We start from the raw sequence: 19,174 nt of genomic DNA, 5'->3' as shown, positions 1-19,174 counted from the left end.
ACTTCAAGCTAAGCGGTTGTTGCTCCTCCGTCGATCACAATGTAACTACCCGTCATGAAAGCAGCTTCGTCGCATGCAGCAAAGAGTATTGCAAAGGCTATTTCCTCTTCCTTTGCCAACCTTCCAATTGGTTGACGCGCCATCATTTCCCTTAACGTTGCTTCTGGATCTGGGGAAGCCTTAACTCTTTCTGCAAGTCCTTGAGAATAAGTTGTACCAGGGCAAACAGCGTTGACTCTTATGTTGTATTTTACGTAATCAATTGCCATGGATTTTGTAAGACCAAGTAAGGCAGCTTTAGAGACGCTGTAGATACATCTATCTGCGATTCCTTTTAAAGCTGCAACAGAGGACACGTTTACTATGACTCCACCACCTTGTTTTTTCATCTCCTGAACTGCGTACTTGGAAAGCATTATTGGTCCTTTTACGTTTATAGCCATTGTTCTTTCAAACACCTCATCCGTTGCATCTTCTACCTTTCCAGAGGGTACAATTCCGGCGTTGTTAACAAGAATATCCAAACGTCCAAAGGTTTTGACCGTTTCTTCAACAATTCTTTTTGCATCTGCAGTGTTGGATACGTCACCATATATGAAAACAGCTGTTCCACCTTGTTGTTTTATCATTTCAACAGTTTCAATTCCTTTTTCTTGCGAGATATCGTTGACTACAACTTTTGCTCCTCTTTCTGCGAACATGATAGCAGCTTTTCTTCCTATACCACTTCCAGCTCCAGTTATAAGAACCACTTTACCTGTGAAATTCATAACACCTATTCCTCCTTCTTTTTTATTTAAAAAGCAAGTTTGGAATCAACAAAGAGATTTGCGGGAAGAATATCACTGCAGAGATTACAACTACAGCTGCTATAAAGAAGGGCCAAGAAGCTTTTGTGTATTCCTCCATGGTTGCGCCTAGAACAGAACATCCAGCGTACATTGAAGCACCAACCGGAGGAGTTTGATTACCCATCGCCGCCGAAAGGATGAAAACAAGCCCAAAGTGAACCGGGTCAATTCCAAGCCGACGAGCAACTGGAAGTAAAACGGATGTTGTCATCAAAATCAAAGCCGTCGCATCAATGAACAAACCGGCAAAAATCAGGAACAAAACAATAATTATCATTAGAACAGTTGGATTTGTACTTATTCCAAGCATCATATTTGCCAGTTTCTCTGGTATTCTTTCCCAGATCATTCCGTAATCAAAAATAGCCGACAGCATTATTATTGCCATCACACTTCCAATATCACCTATTGAATCGCTCAGAGTTTTTGTGAAAAACGTTTTTACATCCAATTCTCTGTAGATCAAAAATCCAACTATTAAACCATATATGACTGCAAACGAACCAACCTCAGACGGGGTGAAAACCCCAAGCCTAAGTCCAAAGATGAGCATCACTGGAAAGACAAGTGCCCAAATACTTCTCAAAAAAGCAGAGAATACTTCAAAGGCAGATGCTCTTTTTGGTCTTTCAGGCTGCAGTCCCAAATGTTTAGCGGAAATTGATATCGCAATCATGAAAGCAACCATTAAAAGTAAGCCAGGCAGAATACCTGCAGCAAATAATCTACCGATGGAGACTCCACCTATCGTACCGTAAAGTATATAGGCAATCCCAGGCGGAATTATCGGCGTAATAAGTGATGTCCACACGTTAACCGCTACAGCAAACCCTTTTGGATAACCTCTTTTTATCATTTCAGGCCCAAGCATTCTGGTTTCCATAGCAGCGTCAGCAATACTTGATCCAGAAACACCGCCCATCAAAGTTGAAAGAACCGCGGAAACCTGCCCAAGTCCTCCTCGCTTATGCCCAATCAATGCCGAAGCAAAGTCCAAAAGGCGCTTTGTCACCCCAGCATAGTTCATTACATTTCCAGCAAGGATAAACATGGGAATAGCCAAAAGGACAAAATTTTGCGTTTGAGAAAGTGCTCTTTGAATTGGTATAGTAATCGGAAGATTTGGATGTTGAAAGAACCACAAAAAACCAGATATGCCAATTGCAAAAGCAACAGGCATACCCATCAACAAAAAAGTGGCAAAGGCTATGAAAACTATCAGCATGTTCTTTCATCTCCTTTGTTTCTACTTTTGAGTTCATTTATTATCTTTTCAATCGTGGTCCTTAAGATCAAACACCCTCCGACAGGTACGCTCAAAGTTACCCAGGAATAACTAACAGCAGGCATTCCTAGAAACCTGCGAAAACGCATCGTGTACGTAAGTTGAGAACCCCAGATTACAAGATAAACCATAAATGCTGATATTATTAAGTAGTTCACAATTCTAATCACTTTTTGAGCCTTCTTTGGCAAGCGTCTGACAAGAAGATCAACTGCCATCATTTTATTCTCTCTCCAAGCCACATCTATAGCAAAAAAGCATGCCCACGCAAACATGAATGTACTCATATCGACTGCCCAGTTTATTGGATTTTTTAAAAATCGGGCAACACCAGAAACAAAGACTAGGATAATCATTGAAGTTATCAAAATCTTTGCGGCGTTCTTTTCAAACAACAGAAGATAATCTTTGCGATTCACCTGCTTTTCACCCCTTTTCAAATTCAAAGGGACCCGACCTCTTGAGGTCGGGGCCCAACGAAAAATCACAAGTTACTGTCCTCTGATTTCTTTTATCAACTGGTTCCTAGCTTCAAGAAGGCCAAGCACACGATAGCATTGTTCTGCTGCTTCCATAAAGGCTTTCTTATCGACGTCCGTGATTATTTGTATACCTTTTTCTTGAACAAGCTGTTTGTAATACGCATCAAGCTCCTTCATGATTTTCAACGAAGTTTCGATTCCTGCTTTATCGCATTCTTCAACGAGTATTTTCTGATATTCTGGTGGCAAGCTGTTGAACCATTTTGCGCTTACAACCTCAAAGTTTATCAACAAAATATGGCCAGTTTCAGAACCATATTTCAAAACTTCGTACAATTTTCCACTGTAGATGTTTTCGTAAACAAGTTCCGCTCCATCGACAGCCTTTGTTTGAATTCCAGTGTAGATTTCTCCAAAGTTGAGTGCAACCGGCTGTGCCCCAAGAGCCCTTATGGATTCCTGCCAAATTGGTGCTGCAGGTGTCCTTATCCTCAGACCACGCAAGTCCTCAGGCTTTCTGATCGGTTTGTTTGTGAAGAAATGCCTGTAACCTTGAACCCACATGAATGATAAGACTTTGAAACCGTATTTTTCTTCAAGTTCTTTGAGCCATTTTTGCATCGTTGGAGAATTCTTGATTTTCTGCAAAACTTCCATGACTTCTTCTGGAGTCTTTGCACCCATGAAGTCGATAAAGTAAGCGGCATTCATAACGGCAATCTCTCGCACATACATCCCCATTCTTGCAGAATCTGTGTTCTGACCAATGTTAGCACCAGCACGAATTTGTTCGAGGATATCCTCTTCTACACCGAGCTGAGCACTGTGGTAAACTTCAATCTTCAAATCTCCGTTTGTTCTTTCCTCAACAGCTTTTGCCCACTTTAAAAATCCTTCGTGATAAGGAGATGTCGGCGACAAAACGTGGTTGAATTTAAGCACGTATCTAGGCGCAGCTAGCATAACAGAGGTAATCAAAAGAATCAACACAACGGTTACAAACCCTTTGGACCTCATCATAACACCTCCCCATTAGTATAATCAAACAACCATATTTTCTGGCACCTCACCGTTGAAAACTTGAACTATACTTTTTGCCGCGGCCATTCCCATTCTGTAGTTAGCCTCAACGGTGTAAGCGCCTATGTGAGGTGTCAGAACAACGTTCTCAAGTTTCAGCAAAGGGCTGTTAACCGGTGGTTCTTGTGAAAAAACATCAAGTCCTGCGGCAAAAATACGATTGTTCTTTAAAGCCTCGTAAAGCGCCTCTTCGTCGATAACCTCACCCCTTGATGTATTCACAAGTATAGCGGTTTTTTTCATGAGTTCAAGCTCCTTTTTGCCAATCATGTGCTGAGTTTTCTCGTTAAGAGGAACATGGACTGTTACAACGTCAGATTCTTTTAGCAATTCTTCCAAAGAAACATAAATTACACCAAGTTCCTTTATGGCTATTTCGTTTTGAACTAAGTCATAGCCGAGTATCCTCATCCCAAAACCTTTTGCTCTTCTTGCAACAGCTAATCCAATTTGACCAGTTCCAATTATCCCTATGGTTTTTCCATATATTTCATATCCCACAAATCTATCCCAGCGCCCTTGTCTTGTTGTTTGGTCGGCTTTTGGAACTTGCCTTGCCGCTGCCAAAATCAAAGCCCATGTCAAATCGGCTACAGCTTCATTGTTCGACCCAGGTGCATTGGTAACAATTATTCCTCTTTCTTTTGCCGCCTTAAGATCTATGTTATCCACCCCTACACCGTGTTTTGCTATAACTTTGAGGTCTGGTAGAGATTCTATCACTTTCCTTGTGATTGGATCAGTTCCAACAATTATTCCGTGTATCGGTGAGACCTTCAATAACTCAATTATCAACTCTTCCTCTTTCATAGGTCTTCCAAGTGGATTCCAAAATATCTCTACACCATGTTTTTCAAGGTATTCCTTTGGTTCCTTACTGTATTTTGAGAAAGAAAGCGCAGTTACAAAAACTCTTTTGGATGACAACTTTAAGCCTCCTTTCAAATGAGTAAATAATATTTTTTCAATTACCATATGTAACTCTCTATTTCGAAAAAATTTTATCAGAAAAAAGCAGACTCTTGGTGTTATTTTATGTTACTTAAAAGTAACGTAGACATGACGAATTCATCACACAGCAATCAACGATAAAAAAACGATGTGAGTTAGCTTTTTGTGTTAAGATTTTTGCACAGCTTTTATAAATGTGGATAAAAGTTGTCCAATTTTCTCAAGTTGTTTTATCATAACCGTTGGGGTGGATATGTTGGAGAAAAAGAGTATAACCTTCAAAGTGCTGGGAATGACATGTGTAAATTGTGCAAACATTGTCGAAAAAGCTTTAAGGCAAATTCCGAAGGTAAAGTTTGCCGCCGTTAATCTTTCAACTTCTACTGCATTCATAGTATCGGAAGAAGATATACCTTTCGATGTTATAAGGACAACCGTTGAAAGCGTTGGATATGAAGCGGTACTTGATTATAATTCATCTGAGGAAGAAAAACGATATCTTCAAGCTAAAAAATATTTGATTTTAAGCTGGATTTTAACACTTCCGCTGTTGATTTTAATGATCATTCATATGTTTTCCTACGATCATTTTTGGCATCGTTATCTGTTGGTTTTTGAAGTATCAGTTTCTGCTGCGATTGTGTTTCTAATTGGAAGGAAAGTTTTTAAAAGTGCAGTTATAGCAATCACCCACAAGCATACAAACATGGATTCTTTGATTGCCATTGGATCTACAGCTGCATGGCTAACGGGATTTCTAAAGTTGTTTGATTTGAAAATAGAATCTTTTGCCAGCATAGGTGCTATGATAATGACCTTTCATTTAACTGGTAAGTTCATAGAATCGCGTTTGAGGGACAAAGCGCTGAAGCAAGTTCAATCTCTTTTAAAGTTAAAAGCAAAGCAGGCGATTGTTCTCAACGATAACGAGGAAATAATCATGCCTATAGAAGCTGTGAAAGAAAATTATATCGTTCTTGTTAAGCCGGGAGATTTAATACCAGTTGATGGTGTTGTGGTGGAAGGACAATCTTGGGTTGATCAGTCACTCATAAATGGTGAACCTATTCCGGTTTTCAAAAAAGAAAATGACGAAGTTGTAAGTGGAACGGTTAATCTATCTGGTGTGTTAAAAGTTAGGGCAACCAAAGTCGGAAAAGATTCTTTTCTTGAACAAATATTGCAATTGGTTCAACTTGCACAAGGCTCAAAGATACCTATTCAAGCCACAGTTGATAAAATAACCAATGCATTTGTACCGTTCGTGCTTGTTCTTTCAGTTTTTTCCTTTGTCTTTTGGCTGTTTGCTTTCGACAAATTGAAACCGTTTTTGATCAATTTAAGCCAAGTTATACCGTGGATGGTTCACATTGAAAACGCCTTAAACTTTGCTATTTTTGCTGCCATATCGACTTTACTAATTGCTTGCCCGTGTGCTCTTGGATTGGCAACACCAATGGCTTTGCTTATAGGTACAACGGTGGCGGCAAAAAAGGGTATACTCGTAAAAAATGCCGAAGCTGTACAAACAAGTAAAGATGTAAAAGTAGTTCTTTTTGACAAAACAGGAACTTTGACTGAAGGCAAACTTTTGGTGTTAAAACACAACTTGTCATCGGAAGATCTTCTTGCAGTTGCATCCATAGAAAGATTTTCCAACCATCCTATAGCCAAGGCTATATCGTCTTTGGTTGAAAATTATGTTGAAGTTTTTGATTTTGTTGAAGTACCTTCAAAAGGTGTATATGGCGTTGTCAACGGTTCAAGGTATTTCATTGGAAAACCAGTGGATGAATATGATTTTAAAAACCAACTGGAAATAGTTGTAGAGGTTAGAAAAAACGATGAAAAAATAGGAATAATTGTCCTGGGTGATAGGATAAGGAAAGACGCAAGGACAGCCATTGAAAAACTGAAAGAACTTGGAATGAGAACAGTTTTAGTAAGCGGTGATAAAAAGGAAAATGTTGAATACGTTGCAAAACTTGTTGGCATAGAAGACTTTTACGCTGAAGTAAAGCCAGATGAAAAACTTTCAATTGTGAGAAATTATCAAACAAAATTCGGAAAAGTTGCCATGGTGGGAGATGGCATAAATGATGCTGCCTCTGTAAAAGGTGCCGATGTCGGTATCGCGTTAGCTACAGGTACGGATATTACTATAACAAGCGCCGACGTGATAATAATGAGGGAAAACTTGCAGAACATTCCAGAATTTATCAAAATGTCAAAAAAAATGTTTTCCACCATCAAGTGGAATTTAATTTGGGCTTTCGGTTACAATATTTTGGCCTTGCCAATTGCAGCCATGGGACTGCTTCATCCACTTGTAGCAGAACTTGCCATGATAGCAAGTTCAATCACCGTAACTGTTAACTCTCTCGCCCTCCAGCGACGGATATAATTACCACTTTTTGGGTAGTTGAAAAGTTTATTTTTGGTGGTATAATGTCATTGAATTTCGAAATATGGTAAATCGAAAAGAAAGAGGTGATAGAAAAAATGAAACCTGAAATTCATCCTGAAATGAGACTTGTAACGGTTAAGTGTGCGTGTGGTGCGGAACACAAATTTTATACAACACGTCAAAGTGTACGTATAGACGTGTGTTCAAATTGTCACCCGTTGTACAAAGGTGCAACTGGTGCATCCTTGGTGATTGACTCTGAAGGAAGAATTGAAAAGTTCCGCAGAAAGTACCAAGGTAAAGGATATTAATGCCATAAATTTTTTGAGGAGGGGCATTTTTGTGACGAAAGTCGGAGATATTGTCAAGAGTAAAGTAACCCAGATAACAAAGTACGGAGCCATGGTCACACTTGAAAACGGAGAACCAGGATTCATCCACATTTCCAAAATCTCAAATCAGTACGTTAAAAACGTGGCGGACTTTCTAAAGGAAGGACAGGAAGTAGAAGCAAGGGTTATAGGAAAAACAAAGGACGGCAAATGGGAACTTTCTTTGAAGGATCAAAAGGTGGATGAAGATCAACAAAAAGCTGCAGCTAAGGCTGAGTTTGAAAGGAAACTCGCAAAATTTTTGAGAGACAGCGAAAAGAAGTTTGCAGAGTACAAAAAGAGAGCAGAGAAGAAGGGTGGGAGGTTCTAGCGTAAGTCTTTAAGATTTTCTGGAAAATCCTCAGTTGATCTTACTACTATCACCTTTGTACCAACGTTTATAAAGGCATCTATGGTTTCTATATCCTGATTGAACATGCGAATACAACCATGGGAGATCCTCTTACCGATCTCCCATGGTTTTGTTGTTCCATGTATTCCATAAGTTGGATTCGAGAGTTGGAAGAAACGCGTTCCAAGACCGTTTATTGGAGACCTTGGGGGAATGTATTCTCCATACCAATAAAGAGCTGGATCAATTTCCTTCTTCATTATCCAATACACTCCAGGCGGAGTGGCATCACTTTTACCAACGGCGATTGGGAAGGTCTTTACGAGTCTATTGTTATAATAGAGAGCAAGTTTTGATGTTTGCGTATTTATAACCAAAGTGGTTAAAGATTCCAAAAACTTAACTCTAGCTATTTTGAGTACTGTCCCGGCAACTATGCGATTACCATCCGGTAGATTGTTGGCTATTTCAAGATCAGCTATCCTTACCCCATACCTGTTGGCTATTTCCCAGAGAGTTTCTCCTCTTTGAACAACGTGTTGGTACGGTGCCACAGGTTCTATCACATAAGGTTCTGTGCCTCCTCGCAAAATGTTGACTGCATGATTGAGTATGAAAAGCTCTTGTACAAAGGTTTTCTCCACACCAAATGGGAGCAAAAAATTTACCTGCAACTTATCAATGCCATCTTTAAGTTTGTCGGTCGTGTAAAGATAAAGATAGCCTGCGTGATAAAACTTTCTAAAAGAGACATTTTGAAGTTTGCAGCCTTTGAAAGTCCAACCATCAGGAATTTTTACGACAACGTAGGTTCTCCCACTTTCCAAATCAGAAAATACATAGATGTCTGGTTCTGCCCTAAAAACAGATAAATCGATTTTTTCAGGATCAGAGCCTGACATTGTAAATCCAAGAGAGTTTTTGCCAAAAACTTCAAGCAAGATCCAACTTGTTCTTGACACGTCGAAAACATATCGATCGCTTTCAACATGTTTTGGCAACCTGTGACCAGTTTGGGTTAAAAGGTATATTTTCAAAGGCTTAGAAGGGGTGTACAAAGTTTGTGCGGAAAGACATATCAAATCGTTTTCAAACCACTCAACGATTACTTTATGATCTATTCCAAAACAAAGAAAGCTCGTCAAGAATAGCAAAAGCAATATTTTCCTTATCATCGGGGCCTACCCGCTTTGAAGTTCCATCGGATTTGAATATCACAACCAAGTTTTTCTCACTTCCCATTGCACTCACGTCGTTGGCAACTATCATGTCCAAGTTTTTCGACACAAGCTTGGTTTTTGCATATTCTTCAAGGTTTGAAGTCTCAACGGCGAAACCCACAAGTATTCTTTTACCCTTGCGTTTTCCAAGCTCAGAAAGGATATCCTTTGTCTTTTCCAACGTTAAAACAAGCGTATCTGAACCTTTCTTTATTTTTTCTGTGCTAACAAAAGATGGTTTGTAATCCGCAACGGCTGCGGCCATTATCACGGCATCAGCTTTGTCAAATCTTTTCACAACTTCTTCGTACATTTGATCGCTGCTTTTCACTTTCACAAATTCTTCGACAAAGTACGGCGGTTTTAAACAACTTGGACCAGAGATTAAAGTAACTTTTGCACCCATTCTGGTAGCGACTTTGGCTAGCTCGTACCCCATCTTGCCACTCGAACGATTTGAGATAATTCTCACTGGGTCTATTGGTTCCCAAGTTGGTCCAGCGGTTATAAGAAGTTTCATTCCCGAAAGCTTTTTCTCCGTAGCAAGTATCTTTATGGCTTCTTCAACGACCTCGTTTTCAGGATATCTTCCTTTACCGTATTCTCCACAAGCGAGATGACCTTCGGAAGGTTCTAAAACCCACCATCCAAGTTCTCTTAAAGTTTGTATATTTCTTTGTGTGACAGGATTTTCATACATTCGAACGTTCATGGCCGGTACCACAAGCTTGGACTTTCCAGCATAAGCCAGGCATACCATAGTCAGCAAATTATCCGCTATACCGTTTGCTATCTTGGCGATGGTGTTTGCAGTTGCAGGGGCTACGACAAGAACATCTGGCCATTTTGACAATTCAGTGTGTGGAATCCAACCGTTTTTGATATCAAAGGCATCCTTGTCGGTGTAAACTGGACAATTACCCACTGCGGAAAAAAGGTCTTTGGAAACCAACTTTTCAGCACTTTGAGTCATGACGACGACTAATTCATTGCCAGCTTTCCTCAGTGAGCTAACCAATCCAACTACTTTGTACAAAGCCACACAACCAGTTACACCTAAGAGGATCTTCATTCTCAACGGACCTCTGGTACAAGTATCCTCAAAATTTCTTCGTTCTTTATCCTTACATAACCTTCTTGAAGCTCTTTGAAAGCTATTGAAACCGGGTTGTTGTCGTTGGTTTTAACGTAAGGTTTGGCGTACTCTTTTAAAGCTTCAGCCCTTTTTGCGACCGCGATTGGCACAGCGTATTTGTAAGGTATTTTCTTGGAAAGATAATCGTAGTTAAGCACCGCATCGCGCATCGGCTTTACCTCCTTCTTCGAATATTCTGTACTCTCCCAATCTTTCTATAAATCTTTCAACTTTCAGCTGCTCTGCAACAATGATAGAACAAAGCTGGTCAATTGATTCGTTCAAATTCACATTGACTATTATGTACTGAAATTTTGGAATGTAAGATAACTCTTTTTTGGCATCTTCCAAACGTCTTTGTAAATCAATTTCATTTTCTGTTCCACGCTTTATCAATCTCTGCTTAAGTTCATCAAAAGATGGAGGCGCTATGAAGATGTAAACGGCATCCTTCACTTTTTTCATGACGGTCATAGCACCTTGAACGTCTATGTCAAGCAGAACGTTAAAACCTTTCTGCAAATTTTCTTCAACGAATTTTTTCGGTGTACCATAGTAGTTTCCATGCACAACTGCCCACTCCAAAAACTCGTCGCGTTCGATCATACTTTTAAAAGTGGATTCATCCACAAAGAAGTAATCCTTTCCCTCTATTTCGTTCGGTCTTTTTTTCCTCGTCGTGTAAGACACAGAGAAAACCAAGTTGCGGACTCGTTTAAGTGTACCTTCTATTATGCTAGTCTTTCCAACCCCTGATGGTCCACTGATCACGTAAAGGATGCCTTTCACGTTTTTACCTCACTTTGCTCAGACTTTCCTCTATTTCAAGCATAGATTGCTTAAAGCGTTGCGCTATAGTTTCAGGTTGAATGGCGCTCAATATTATGTGATTGCTGTCAGTTATCAAGATGGCTCTGGTCTTGCGACCGTAAGTTGCGTCAATTAACTTTCCCTCTTCCTTAGCTTCCTCTTTCAACCTTTTCAAAGGTGCAGATTCTGGATTCACTATGGCTATAACCCTATCACCAGAGATGACGTTTCCAAAGCCTATGTTTATCAAACCGTACATTCACACTGCACCTCCCCAATCATTCAAGGTTTTGAACCTGCTCTCTAAATTGAGAAATCAAAACTTTACAGTTCAAAGCTACATTGACTATATCGCTGTCTTGTGTTTTTGCCAAAACGGTGGTTATTTCACGATTCATTTCCTGAGCTAAAAAATCCAAATGGTTACCAGCGGGTTCCTGCGACATCAAAAGTTGCCTTGCCCTTTCGACATGACTGGAAAGCCTTGTCAACTCTTCGCGTATATCAACCTTTTGAACATAAAGAGCCACTGCGTTCTCAATCAAAACTTCGCTGACAGGAACTGTTTCGCTCAAAAGTGACTTGACATTTTCAACCAGTTTTTCTTTGACCAAAGGTTTTATTCTTTCAAATCTCTCCTTGATTTCGGCAATATTTTGCGTCAAACTTTGAGTTATCTCAATCAAGTCTTTCGCAAGTTTGTTTCCCTCAGTTTCTCTTTCTTTGTTTAGAGCTATCAAAGTTTCATCTAAAAGTTGCTTTACATCCCTTGCAACTGCTTCCTGCTGATCCTGCGGTAGTTCAAATCTAACTATATCTTTGAATTTCAAAAGGTCTTCAAGCTTGACCGGCTCAGGTATGCCAAGACTAAGAACTAATTGTTCTAGTGCATCATAGTAGCTTTTTGCAAGAGCTAGATCTACTTTTACAGCATCAGGGGGAGTCAAAAATTCAACTGTAACTTTCGCAGAAACCTTTCCCCTTTTTACATGACTTTGAACAACTTGAACAAGTTCATGCTCAAACGGAAATAAAAACTGAGGTAAAGACATTTCCACCGTCAAATATTTCGAATTCAAGGACTTTACTTCGCATGTTATTCGCCAATTGTCGTATGTTCTTTGCAGCTTTGCGTACCCTGTCATGCTTTTAGGCAAAATAATCCACCCTTTGCTAATTATAGCATGAAATAGTTAACTATCAACAAATATACCGGGTTTTTCTCCCTAAATCTCGTTCTTTCTTGCTTTTTCTCAGAAAGTCGAGCCGAATCTAAAGAAAGTTTTCAAGTTGTCCCAGGTCCAATTTCCATCAAAATGGTATGCAACACCAAAACCAAGTGCACCGAACATGGGTACAACGATATCAAGTTCTGGACCGGCTGTAATGTTTATATCCAAATCAGTCAAAGATTTCCCAGTACCACCAACATCTGCAAATCCAACAAGGTATATTGGAACAGTTTGAGATTTCAAATCGTATCTTATTTCAACGCTAGCCAAAGCACCGGCTTTTGCCTTGCTACTACCCATTCCTCTGACGGCGTTCATACCGTAGAAGAGTATGTATTCTCCATAGATTGCGTCGGGTATACCGGCATTCTTAAAATCATTTTCTTTCCTGTAACTTTCAAAAAGCAGCGTGGTGCCGTAGACTCTAAAGCCAAGCGCAAGGTTGTCGTTGAACAGAGGTATAAAATACCTCGCATCGAGAGTGGCTTTCCAGTAACTTCTGTCGTCAAGTGGATCGAATAAACCTGCCTTTTGCAAGCCTATCGATAGATATTGTCCTTTGGTTGCGAACAAAACGTTATTTCTTGTGTCGTATGAATAGTTAGCCGAAAGGATCAGCGTTTGTTCTTGAATGTTGCCTGAGGATGGATAATAAGTTCTCCATTCGTAGGCCGGACCAAAACCGAAACTATGACCATCCAACCTAAGTGTTGAAATGTTTCCACCTATTTTGAAGATGTCAAAAGATACCGTTGAACTGTCAAAACCATAATCTCTTTGGTATACAACATTGGCATCAAGTATTGCCGGGATGTCAAAAGGCCTTCTGATCGAAAACGAAAAATCTATTTTTGTGGAATAAAAACCAAGTTCACCGTTGAAAGAAAAACTTTCACCGTAACCAAAGGGATTTATCGTCGAAAGGCTCACTTGTCCAGCAAAGCCTTCGTACCATGGACGATCTTTGAGTGGAGTCCATGCAACTCCACCACTTAGGTTGAACTTCTTTTCCTTTTCCTTTACGTCAATAACAACAACGGCAGACCTTGGATCATTCTCCACAACTGGATAAACCGAGGCCGATTCGAAAAATTGTGTTCGGTTGAGAGCAGATATCGTGTCGTAAAAATCTTGTTTTGTCAAAGGCTCACCTTTTTCAAAGGTTATAAGATCCTTGATCACATAGGGTTTTGTCAAAGTCAACCCCTCGAAACGAACATCGGCAACGAATTTTTCAAAAACTTCAAATTCCAAAATATTGCCTAAATCTTTGGCTTGAACCGAAACGCCCGCAAACCCTTTTTCGTTATAAAAATCAACAATCGTTTGCATCGCTTTTAAAATATCGGCGTTGGAATAAGTTTCCCCTTCTTTTAACTGAGTAACGTTCAAAAGTTGCAAAGAAGATATCTGAGAATTTCCAGTGAAGCGAATTTGCTCAAAACTTTTCGGTTTATCAATTATTTTTCTTTGAACAACGTTTATCCTCATGCGAACCACACGTTCCTTTACACCGGGAATATCCATAGGCTCAAAATCAATTGACGTTTCCGGTGCAAAGTAAACGTACTTGGAAAGAACGGACATTATTTCCATTATGGTTGTCTTTTTTGGATAACATCTTTTTATATCCTTCAAAAACACCCTTAGAATACCTGGGGTTGTGTAGTAGTCCTTCAAGGTATCAACTTTCATTTCCTTCCTGATCTTTGAAAAGTCTATTCCCTCTGTTTCGCCTTCAAAGTAAATTTCCCAAAGTGCATGTTCAACTATCTTCAGAATATACACATCTTTATCCAGCTCGCCACCAACTTCTATCAAAAAGTATCCCTCAGAATCGTATAGAGATTTTATCTTTTCAAGCGATTCACGAATTTTGTTTATGTTCAACGCCTTACCTTTTTCGATTGTGACAGCTTCTTCAAGATCCTTTTTCTTTATCAAACCAGGTCCGACGATCTCAATCCTCCAGTCCGATATCTTTGGATTTTCCTCAACCTTCACAATCAAAACATAAAAGTTACCGTTGAAAACCAAGTTCGGCGTGAGGGAGGAAAAATATCCGGTTTCGAATATCTTTCGAAGCATTTCCTGCACGCCTTTTTCGTTGAGCTCGACGTTTAGATAATCAGAAACAAGTTGTTTTAAATAACTTTCTTCAATAGTTATCAAACCCTCGAACCTTACATCCCCAATGGTTATTCCAAAAATCACAATAGTCAGTAACAAACACAAAGTAATAGTAAGATGACGCTTCATCCTCTCACCCCTTTTTCAAAGATGCTTCAAGTTCTTCTATAAGGTCGAAAACAACTTTCATAACGATGGGAGAACTTAAATCACCAAACTTTTGTTTCAATTCAGAACTTGAAAGCTGATAACCTTCCTCATCTTTGAATCTTTTCACAACCAATTCTACATCATTTGCCATCAAAAGCAACGTTGATATGGTTCCAGCAAGATCGCCAACATCTTGACAGTCAACATGACGGGTGTTGAAAGTCGCTTCCACAATTGTTCCAACACCCTTTTGACTTTGGATGGACACCTTTCCACCTGTAAGCTCTGCCGCATATTTTAAAAACGGAAGTCCCAAACCAACCTTTCTTATCCTATGATCTCTGGTCGTGTAAAAAGGATCGAAAACTTTTTGAAGTTCTTCTTCATCCATTCCTCTACCGTTGTCTTCAACTTTAAAATAGAAGGTGCCACTACTGTTTTCAATTATGGTTAAGACGATTCTCGTTGCTCCAGCGTTAAAAGAATTTTGAACGATATCCATTATATGATCTGCTATCGTTCTAAGTCCCATATAGACTTCAACCTTCCTTCAGGTGACCTCATCGCGTTTATAATTTCTTTTGTCGTGAGAACACCAACATCGATGTAACTGAATCTGCAGCCTATTTGATCTGGCATATGCGCATCGGAGCTACTTATAACCTCATAACCTCGTTTTTTTGCAGCCAGCCAACCTTCCTTTGATCTTGCTTCAACTATCTTCACCCTGTCATCTTCTGGAAAAACACCCAGCTGGTATAATACCCCAAACTGTCTTTCAACATGTGCATAAACCGCTATTCCATCGAGTGAACAAATCAACCCCACCAGTTCATCTAGCGAAATTAAAAGCGGGGCACCTAAGAAAACATCATCGATCATATCCGTGAACTCTTCGTTTTCTCCTAAAACCAATTGATAACCAACCAACTCTGGATCGTATGGAAACTTTATCAACCGTTCTCTAACCACTTCGCAGAGCTTTTTCACTTTGTCGATATCTTCAAAATAACCAAGCACGTGCACTTCTTCCTTTGAGCAAAGCTCTACAGCTGGTAAAACCAAGGTTTCTTTCAGCTTTTTTTGAAACACCTCTAAATTTTCAAAAGAATTGTGATCCGTTATGGCGATTATGTCCAGTTTTTTTTCCAGGCAAGCTTTTTCCACGACACTTGGAACCATCGTTATATCGGCGCACGGCGAAAGGCAAGAATGTATATGTAAATCAGCTTTGAAATTCATGGTTTGACACCCATTTGGTAAAGCTCTCCAACCACTTCAAAAGGACTTTTGGAAGTCCTTAAAAGACACAACCCTTCCTGCTGGGCTTTCGCCAAAGTTTCATGCGAATACTGATGGTTGTTGCATAGCAGTATCGCTTTTATTCCACTTATGGTTGCAACAGCCACAATGTTTACGTGGGATTGAACAGTAACCCAAATTGAATTTGGTTTTGCGGTGGCCATAACATCACTCAGAAGATCTCCAACGCACCCGTATGTGATTTCTTGCTCGCAATCACCACAGCAAACTTGAAGCCCAAGTTTTTTGACAATTTCAGAGATTTTCACCCTGATCCCCCTTTCTCACAAATTCCATTTCCACGATGGTACCAGCACCAACCTTCGACATAACCACCATTTTGTCAGAACATTTTTTCATATTTGCCATTCCCATACCTGCACCAAAGCCAAGTTCGCGCACGTAATCGGGCGCAGTTGAATATCCTTCCTTCATGGCAAGCTCTATGTCCTCAATTCCTTTGCCATAATCTTCCACTCGAACGTAAATCGTATCAGGTCTCACAAAGCAATATATTACTCCCGTGCTCCCGCTGTGTATCACAACATTTGTTTCTGCTTCATAAGTGGCGATGGCAACTCTTCGAGCCGTTTGCTCATCAACACCCTTGGAAAGCAAAAATTGTCTAAGCTTTGAAGCACCTATACCAGCCAAATTTATGTCAAAGTAATCTATCACGAAGACAAAATCTGCACCCGTTTTGTTCAATGTTTCACCGGTGATCAACGATCTATCGTAGTATTCCTTGCTCTCCAAAACTTCTCTTCTTCTCTCATCGTGAAGGTAAACCAGGCCCAATTTTGTAAGAATTGCGGTGATGATGTCCATCTTGGTCACAATGCCAACCAATCTCATTTCCTCATCCACCACAGGATATCGACCGTACGTGTATTTTTCAAAAACTTCTATCGCATCCCTGAGGGTATCGGTGTTTTTCAGATAAACAACGTTTCTTGTCATTCTTTCCTCCACTTTGTCGTTGATGTACCCACCTTCAAGAGCTTTTATGATGTCCTCAATGCTCACTATTCCTATCAATCTTCGGTTGTCATCGATCACCGGCAAACCTGATATTCTCTTTATTCTCATTATCTCCTTAACTTGTTTCAATGTTCTGTCAGGTTTAATGGAGATAACATTCGTAGTCATTATCTCAGTTATTGGCATGTCCAAAAAGAAACTTTGGACTTTTTCTAATACCTTCTCCATTCCTTTACACTTCCCAGATTGGTTTTAGTCTTTTGCAATACAATCTCCCGCAGGCTTCAAACATGGTCATCTTGGTTACCGCAAGAACTATTCCACAAGCTTGAGCCAATTTGATCGTTTCCTCAGGAACGACATCTCTTCTTGTTATCACCACTGCTTTCAAACCAACGACATCCGCCGTACGCACAACTTGTGGGGTAGAAAGGCCTGTTAAAAGCAACATGTTTGGCCTAGCTATGGCAAGAACATCGCTCATCAAATCTGAAGCGGCCACATATTCGAATTCAAGTTGATCAACAAGATGAGGATTGGCAAGAACTGTTGCCTTTAACTCTTGCAATATCTCACTTAACTTCATACTTCCCCCTCCTTCAACAAATCCCCAGTGTAACGATGCTTGATGAATGCTTCGTACGTCCAAGGGCAAATTTGCTTGAATATAGTTGCCACAGCTTTTGCATACTGCTGCATTTCAAATTGCGCATGTGAGTCGGCTCTTAAGGACAAAAAGTTGAACAAACTTCTCGCGTTGACAGACCATATGAACTCGGTGTAAAGCGATAAAGGTAAAACTATCCTTGCTAATTCCCTTGGTACCTTAAGATCCAAAAGTTTTCTGTAGACATCGTACGCTTGGTTGAAAGCATCCTCAAATATTCTACAGATTTCCCCGTTTTGCTGATCGCTTAACTTAAGCCTTGGATCGTCAGCTTTTGGAATGTAAAATTCCTCGCCAAATTGAGTGTAACGACCACTTAATTCGTTGTAAGAAGCTATTCTATGTCTCATCCATTGTCTTGCCACAAAAATTGGGCATTTAATATGAAAGGTGAAAACTATGTGCTCAAAGGGGGATTCGTGACCGTTTTTTAAAAGATGTTCGATCAAACGCTTGTCTCTTTCTTCATCCATGACGTCTTTTCCAAAGGATATTCTCGCGGCTCTGACTGCAGTCAAATCGTTGCCCAAATGATCTATGAGTTTTACAAAGCCTTTATCCAAGACTTGTATCGTCATTCGAAAAATCCTCCTTTTCCGAAATCACACACGCATAAGCGTTGTGTGTGTGAATCGATTCAAAGCTTTCCACTTCAACTTTATACCATTCGATTCTTTTATCCGATTTTAACCTTAAAGCTATTTCTCGAGCCAAATCCTCGACAAATCTTGGATTATCATAGGCATGTTCGGTCAAAAACTTTTCGTCTGGTCTCTTCAAAACGGTGAATACAGGTGCACTCGCTGATTCCTCGGCAATCTGGATGAGTTCTTCAAACCAGATCAATCTTTTCGACTTTACGTGTACCCACGCGACCGCTCGCTGGTTATGAGCCCCTCTATCGCTGATCTCTTTCGAACAAGGACAAAGCGTCATAACAGGAACACCAACGGAAAATGTGAAGTCACAGCCTTCTTCCGTCTTTTGCCCAAATATGCGGCATGTATAGCTTACAAATCCTTCCGCGTTTGTAACTGGTGCTTTTTTGGTCATGAAGTATGGGAACTCGATTTCAACCACTGCAGTTTTGGCTTTTAGCTTTTTTCTCAACTCTTCAAGCAATTCACCCAACACCCTTGGATCTATGCCTAAGTGATATTTGTTTAAAACTTCCACGAATCTACTCATGTGAGTACCTCTGAATTGAACAGGAAGATCAACGTACATGTTTATCGTTGCAACGGTGTCTTGAAAACCTTTTTGCCGGTCCATAACCGTTATCGGATAAAGTAAACCTTTGATGCCAACCCTTTGAAGGTAGATGTTTCTGCGATCGGGTTGAGATTGTACGTCTTTCACGAATCAGCCACCTCTGTATGTAACAAAGCAATCTTCCGTTTCCCAAACGATCACTTCGTACAATTTGCAATTTGAGAAGGTTAAAGATTCCTCGAGCATTTGCCAAATCCACTTGGCTATGTTTTCAGCGGTTGGTTGTGGGATTATTTCGTTCAAATAAGAATGATCTAAAACCTTTAAGACTTTTTCTTGAACAATCGTTTTCAACTGCACAAAATCAACTACCATCCCCTCTTCGTTGGGAATGCCAATCAAGGTCACACGAAGCTTGTAAGTATGCCCATGTAGTGCCTCACACTTCCCATGGTACTTTTCAAGCTTATGGGCGGCGTCAAATTTAAAATCCCTTGAAATGAGGTACATTCTCAATCAAGCTCCTTATACTTGTTTGTTTTCCTTTTTGATTGTA

At 40.0% G+C, this 19,174-nt stretch carries 23 protein-coding genes; 3 read left to right on the top strand and 20 right to left on the bottom strand.

All coding sequences use genetic code 11. The annotated features are described in order from the left end of the window. Nucleotides 1–8 precede the first annotated feature (8 nt). From THETH_RS00350 to THETH_RS00330, 5 genes are read right to left on the bottom strand one after another with little or no spacing between them, the layout of a single operon-like run. Nucleotides 9–770 carry an SDR family NAD(P)-dependent oxidoreductase gene (locus THETH_RS00350; RefSeq protein ID WP_013931398.1) on the bottom strand — a complete coding sequence of 254 codons (762 nt, stop codon included), beginning with the start codon at nucleotides 768–770 and terminating at the stop codon, nucleotides 9–11. A 22-nt stretch (nucleotides 771–792) separates the two neighbouring features. Then, nucleotides 793–2,076 (bottom strand): TRAP transporter large permease, encoded by a 1,284-nt coding sequence (locus THETH_RS00345; RefSeq protein ID WP_013931397.1) that lies wholly within the window; start codon nucleotides 2,074–2,076, stop codon nucleotides 793–795. Next, on the bottom strand, nucleotides 2,070–2,582 hold the full coding sequence (locus THETH_RS00340) for a TRAP transporter small permease (RefSeq protein ID WP_245530502.1): 513 nt from the start codon (nucleotides 2,580–2,582) through the stop codon (nucleotides 2,070–2,072). Before THETH_RS00340 ends, THETH_RS00345 begins: the two co-directional genes overlap by 7 nt. Nucleotides 2,583–2,627: 45 nt before the next feature. Next, entirely contained in the window at nucleotides 2,628–3,635 is a 1,008-nt protein-coding gene (locus THETH_RS00335) for a C4-dicarboxylate TRAP transporter substrate-binding protein (protein ID WP_013931395.1), read from the bottom strand. A gap of 24 nt (nucleotides 3,636–3,659) precedes the next feature. Beyond that, complete coding sequence (locus THETH_RS00330) at nucleotides 3,660–4,625, bottom strand: phosphoglycerate dehydrogenase (RefSeq protein WP_013931394.1); 966 nt, start codon at nucleotides 4,623–4,625, stop codon at nucleotides 3,660–3,662. A gap of 277 nt (nucleotides 4,626–4,902) precedes the next feature. Here THETH_RS00330 and THETH_RS00325 point away from each other — a divergent pair, with 277 nt between their 5' ends. The 3 genes from THETH_RS00325 (at nucleotide 4,903) to THETH_RS00315 (ending at nucleotide 7,758) form a co-directional block, all read left to right on the top strand. Further along, nucleotides 4,903–7,053 carry a heavy metal translocating P-type ATPase gene (locus tag THETH_RS00325; RefSeq protein WP_041446330.1) on the top strand — a complete coding sequence of 717 codons (2,151 nt, stop codon included), beginning with the start codon at nucleotides 4,903–4,905 and terminating at the stop codon, nucleotides 7,051–7,053. Nucleotides 7,054–7,151: 98 nt separating this feature from the next. Next, nucleotides 7,152–7,367, top strand: coding sequence for a 50S ribosomal protein L31 (rpmE, locus tag THETH_RS00320; protein ID WP_013931392.1), 216 nt, complete (start codon nucleotides 7,152–7,154; stop codon nucleotides 7,365–7,367). A 31-nt stretch (nucleotides 7,368–7,398) separates the two neighbouring features. Then, on the top strand, nucleotides 7,399–7,758 hold the full coding sequence (locus THETH_RS00315; RefSeq protein WP_013931391.1) for a S1 RNA-binding domain-containing protein: 360 nt from the start codon (nucleotides 7,399–7,401) through the stop codon (nucleotides 7,756–7,758). On the opposite strand, the gene THETH_RS00310 is transcribed toward THETH_RS00315, so the two are convergent. From THETH_RS00310 to queD, 15 genes are all read right to left on the bottom strand, one after another. Then, nucleotides 7,755–8,954 (bottom strand): L,D-transpeptidase family protein, encoded by a 1,200-nt coding sequence (locus THETH_RS00310; protein WP_013931390.1) that lies wholly within the window; start codon nucleotides 8,952–8,954, stop codon nucleotides 7,755–7,757. The two genes, THETH_RS00315 and THETH_RS00310, sit on opposite strands and share 4 nt — an antisense overlap. Further along, nucleotides 8,890–10,071, bottom strand: a complete 1,182-nt coding sequence (gene coaBC, locus THETH_RS00305; RefSeq protein WP_013931389.1) for a bifunctional phosphopantothenoylcysteine decarboxylase/phosphopantothenate--cysteine ligase CoaBC — start codon at nucleotides 10,069–10,071, stop codon at nucleotides 8,890–8,892. The genes THETH_RS00310 and coaBC overlap by 65 nt, the downstream gene beginning before the upstream one ends. Nucleotides 10,072–10,073: 2 nt before the next feature. Then, the gene (locus tag THETH_RS00300) at nucleotides 10,074–10,304 is read right to left on the bottom strand and encodes a DNA-directed RNA polymerase subunit omega (protein ID WP_013931388.1); all 231 of its coding nucleotides are present in this window, start codon (nucleotides 10,302–10,304) and stop codon (nucleotides 10,074–10,076) included. Next, nucleotides 10,285–10,923, bottom strand: a complete 639-nt coding sequence (gene gmk / locus THETH_RS00295) for a guanylate kinase (protein ID WP_013931387.1) — start codon at nucleotides 10,921–10,923, stop codon at nucleotides 10,285–10,287. Before gmk ends, THETH_RS00300 begins: the two co-directional genes overlap by 20 nt. A 4-nt stretch (nucleotides 10,924–10,927) precedes the next feature. Continuing rightward, entirely contained in the window at nucleotides 10,928–11,203 is a 276-nt protein-coding gene (locus THETH_RS00290) for a DUF370 domain-containing protein (RefSeq protein WP_013931386.1), read from the bottom strand. Between the two features lie 19 nt (nucleotides 11,204–11,222). After that, on the bottom strand, nucleotides 11,223–12,101 hold the full coding sequence (locus tag THETH_RS00285) for a YicC/YloC family endoribonuclease (protein WP_013931385.1): 879 nt from the start codon (nucleotides 12,099–12,101) through the stop codon (nucleotides 11,223–11,225). Between the two features lie 96 nt (nucleotides 12,102–12,197). Further along, nucleotides 12,198–14,435 (bottom strand): BamA/OMP85 family outer membrane protein, encoded by a 2,238-nt coding sequence (locus tag THETH_RS00280; protein WP_013931384.1) that lies wholly within the window; start codon nucleotides 14,433–14,435, stop codon nucleotides 12,198–12,200. Nucleotides 14,436–14,439: 4 nt separating this feature from the next. Further along, a complete protein-coding gene (locus THETH_RS00275) occupies nucleotides 14,440–14,988 on the bottom strand; it encodes an ATP-binding protein (protein WP_013931383.1) in 549 nt (182 codons plus the stop codon). Beyond that, the gene (locus THETH_RS00270) at nucleotides 14,970–15,698 is read right to left on the bottom strand and encodes a PHP domain-containing protein (protein ID WP_013931382.1); all 729 of its coding nucleotides are present in this window, start codon (nucleotides 15,696–15,698) and stop codon (nucleotides 14,970–14,972) included. The genes THETH_RS00275 and THETH_RS00270 overlap by 19 nt, the downstream gene beginning before the upstream one ends. After that, nucleotides 15,695–16,027: a hypothetical protein gene (locus tag THETH_RS00265; protein ID WP_013931381.1), complete on the bottom strand. Its 333-nt coding sequence runs from the start codon at nucleotides 16,025–16,027 to the stop codon at nucleotides 15,695–15,697. Before THETH_RS00265 ends, THETH_RS00270 begins: the two co-directional genes overlap by 4 nt. Continuing rightward, entirely contained in the window at nucleotides 16,014–16,967 is a 954-nt protein-coding gene (locus THETH_RS00260; protein WP_013931380.1) for a CBS domain-containing protein, read from the bottom strand. Before THETH_RS00260 ends, THETH_RS00265 begins: the two co-directional genes overlap by 14 nt. 4 nt (nucleotides 16,968–16,971) lie before the next feature. Further along, nucleotides 16,972–17,325, bottom strand: coding sequence for a hypothetical protein (locus THETH_RS00255; RefSeq protein ID WP_013931379.1), 354 nt, complete (start codon nucleotides 17,323–17,325; stop codon nucleotides 16,972–16,974). Further along, nucleotides 17,322–17,984, bottom strand: a complete 663-nt coding sequence (gene thyX, locus THETH_RS00250) for an FAD-dependent thymidylate synthase (RefSeq protein ID WP_013931378.1) — start codon at nucleotides 17,982–17,984, stop codon at nucleotides 17,322–17,324. Before thyX ends, THETH_RS00255 begins: the two co-directional genes overlap by 4 nt. Continuing rightward, entirely contained in the window at nucleotides 17,962–18,765 is an 804-nt protein-coding gene (folE2, locus tag THETH_RS00245; RefSeq protein WP_013931377.1) for a GTP cyclohydrolase FolE2, read from the bottom strand. Before folE2 ends, thyX begins: the two co-directional genes overlap by 23 nt. A gap of 3 nt (nucleotides 18,766–18,768) precedes the next feature. Continuing rightward, complete coding sequence (gene queD, locus THETH_RS00240; protein WP_013931376.1) at nucleotides 18,769–19,128, bottom strand: 6-carboxytetrahydropterin synthase QueD; 360 nt, start codon at nucleotides 19,126–19,128, stop codon at nucleotides 18,769–18,771. Between the last annotated feature and the right edge of the window lie 46 nt (nucleotides 19,129–19,174).

It is taken from the genome of Pseudothermotoga thermarum DSM 5069 (assembly GCF_000217815.1).
In the GTDB taxonomy this organism is placed as follows: Bacteria; Thermotogota; Thermotogae; order Thermotogales; family DSM-5069; genus Pseudothermotoga; species Pseudothermotoga thermarum.
This window is presented reverse-complemented; position numbering and strand designations above follow the sequence as displayed.

What these genes read in the sequence shown, in the direction of transcription:
- THETH_RS00345 (WP_013931397.1), bottom strand. Translation starts at nt 2,076, where the DNA reads ATGCTGATAGTTTTCATAGCCTTTGCCACTTTTTTGTTGATGGGTATG.
- THETH_RS00255 (WP_013931379.1), bottom strand. Translation starts at nt 17,325, where the DNA reads ATGAAGTTAAGTGAGATATTGCAAGAGTTAAAGGCAACAGTTCTTGCC.
- THETH_RS00350 (WP_013931398.1), bottom strand. Translation starts at nt 770, where the DNA reads ATGAATTTCACAGGTAAAGTGGTTCTTATAACTGGAGCTGGAAGTGGT.
- THETH_RS00280 (WP_013931384.1), bottom strand. Translation starts at nt 14,435, where the DNA reads ATGAAGCGTCATCTTACTATTACTTTGTGTTTGTTACTGACTATTGTG.
- THETH_RS00325 (WP_041446330.1), top strand. Translation starts at nt 4,903, where the DNA reads ATGTTGGAGAAAAAGAGTATAACCTTCAAAGTGCTGGGAATGACATGT.
- THETH_RS00300 (WP_013931388.1), bottom strand. Translation starts at nt 10,304, where the DNA reads ATGCGCGATGCGGTGCTTAACTACGATTATCTTTCCAAGAAAATACCT.
- THETH_RS00270 (WP_013931382.1), bottom strand. Translation starts at nt 15,698, where the DNA reads ATGAATTTCAAAGCTGATTTACATATACATTCTTGCCTTTCGCCGTGC.
- THETH_RS00310 (WP_013931390.1), bottom strand. Translation starts at nt 8,954, where the DNA reads ATGATAAGGAAAATATTGCTTTTGCTATTCTTGACGAGCTTTCTTTGT.
- thyX (WP_013931378.1), bottom strand. Translation starts at nt 17,984, where the DNA reads ATGACGATACAAGTCTTGGATAAAGGCTTTGTAAAACTCATAGATCAT.
- THETH_RS00275 (WP_013931383.1), bottom strand. Translation starts at nt 14,988, where the DNA reads ATGGGACTTAGAACGATAGCAGATCATATAATGGATATCGTTCAAAAT.
- queD (WP_013931376.1), bottom strand. Translation starts at nt 19,128, where the DNA reads ATGTACCTCATTTCAAGGGATTTTAAATTTGACGCCGCCCATAAGCTT.
- THETH_RS00335 (WP_013931395.1), bottom strand. Translation starts at nt 3,635, where the DNA reads ATGAGGTCCAAAGGGTTTGTAACCGTTGTGTTGATTCTTTTGATTACC.
- coaBC (WP_013931389.1), bottom strand. Translation starts at nt 10,071, where the DNA reads ATGAAGATCCTCTTAGGTGTAACTGGTTGTGTGGCTTTGTACAAAGTA.
- THETH_RS00260 (WP_013931380.1), bottom strand. Translation starts at nt 16,967, where the DNA reads ATGGAGAAGGTATTAGAAAAAGTCCAAAGTTTCTTTTTGGACATGCCA.
- rpmE (WP_013931392.1), top strand. Translation starts at nt 7,152, where the DNA reads ATGAAACCTGAAATTCATCCTGAAATGAGACTTGTAACGGTTAAGTGT.
- THETH_RS00290 (WP_013931386.1), bottom strand. Translation starts at nt 11,203, where the DNA reads ATGTACGGTTTGATAAACATAGGCTTTGGAAACGTCATCTCTGGTGAT.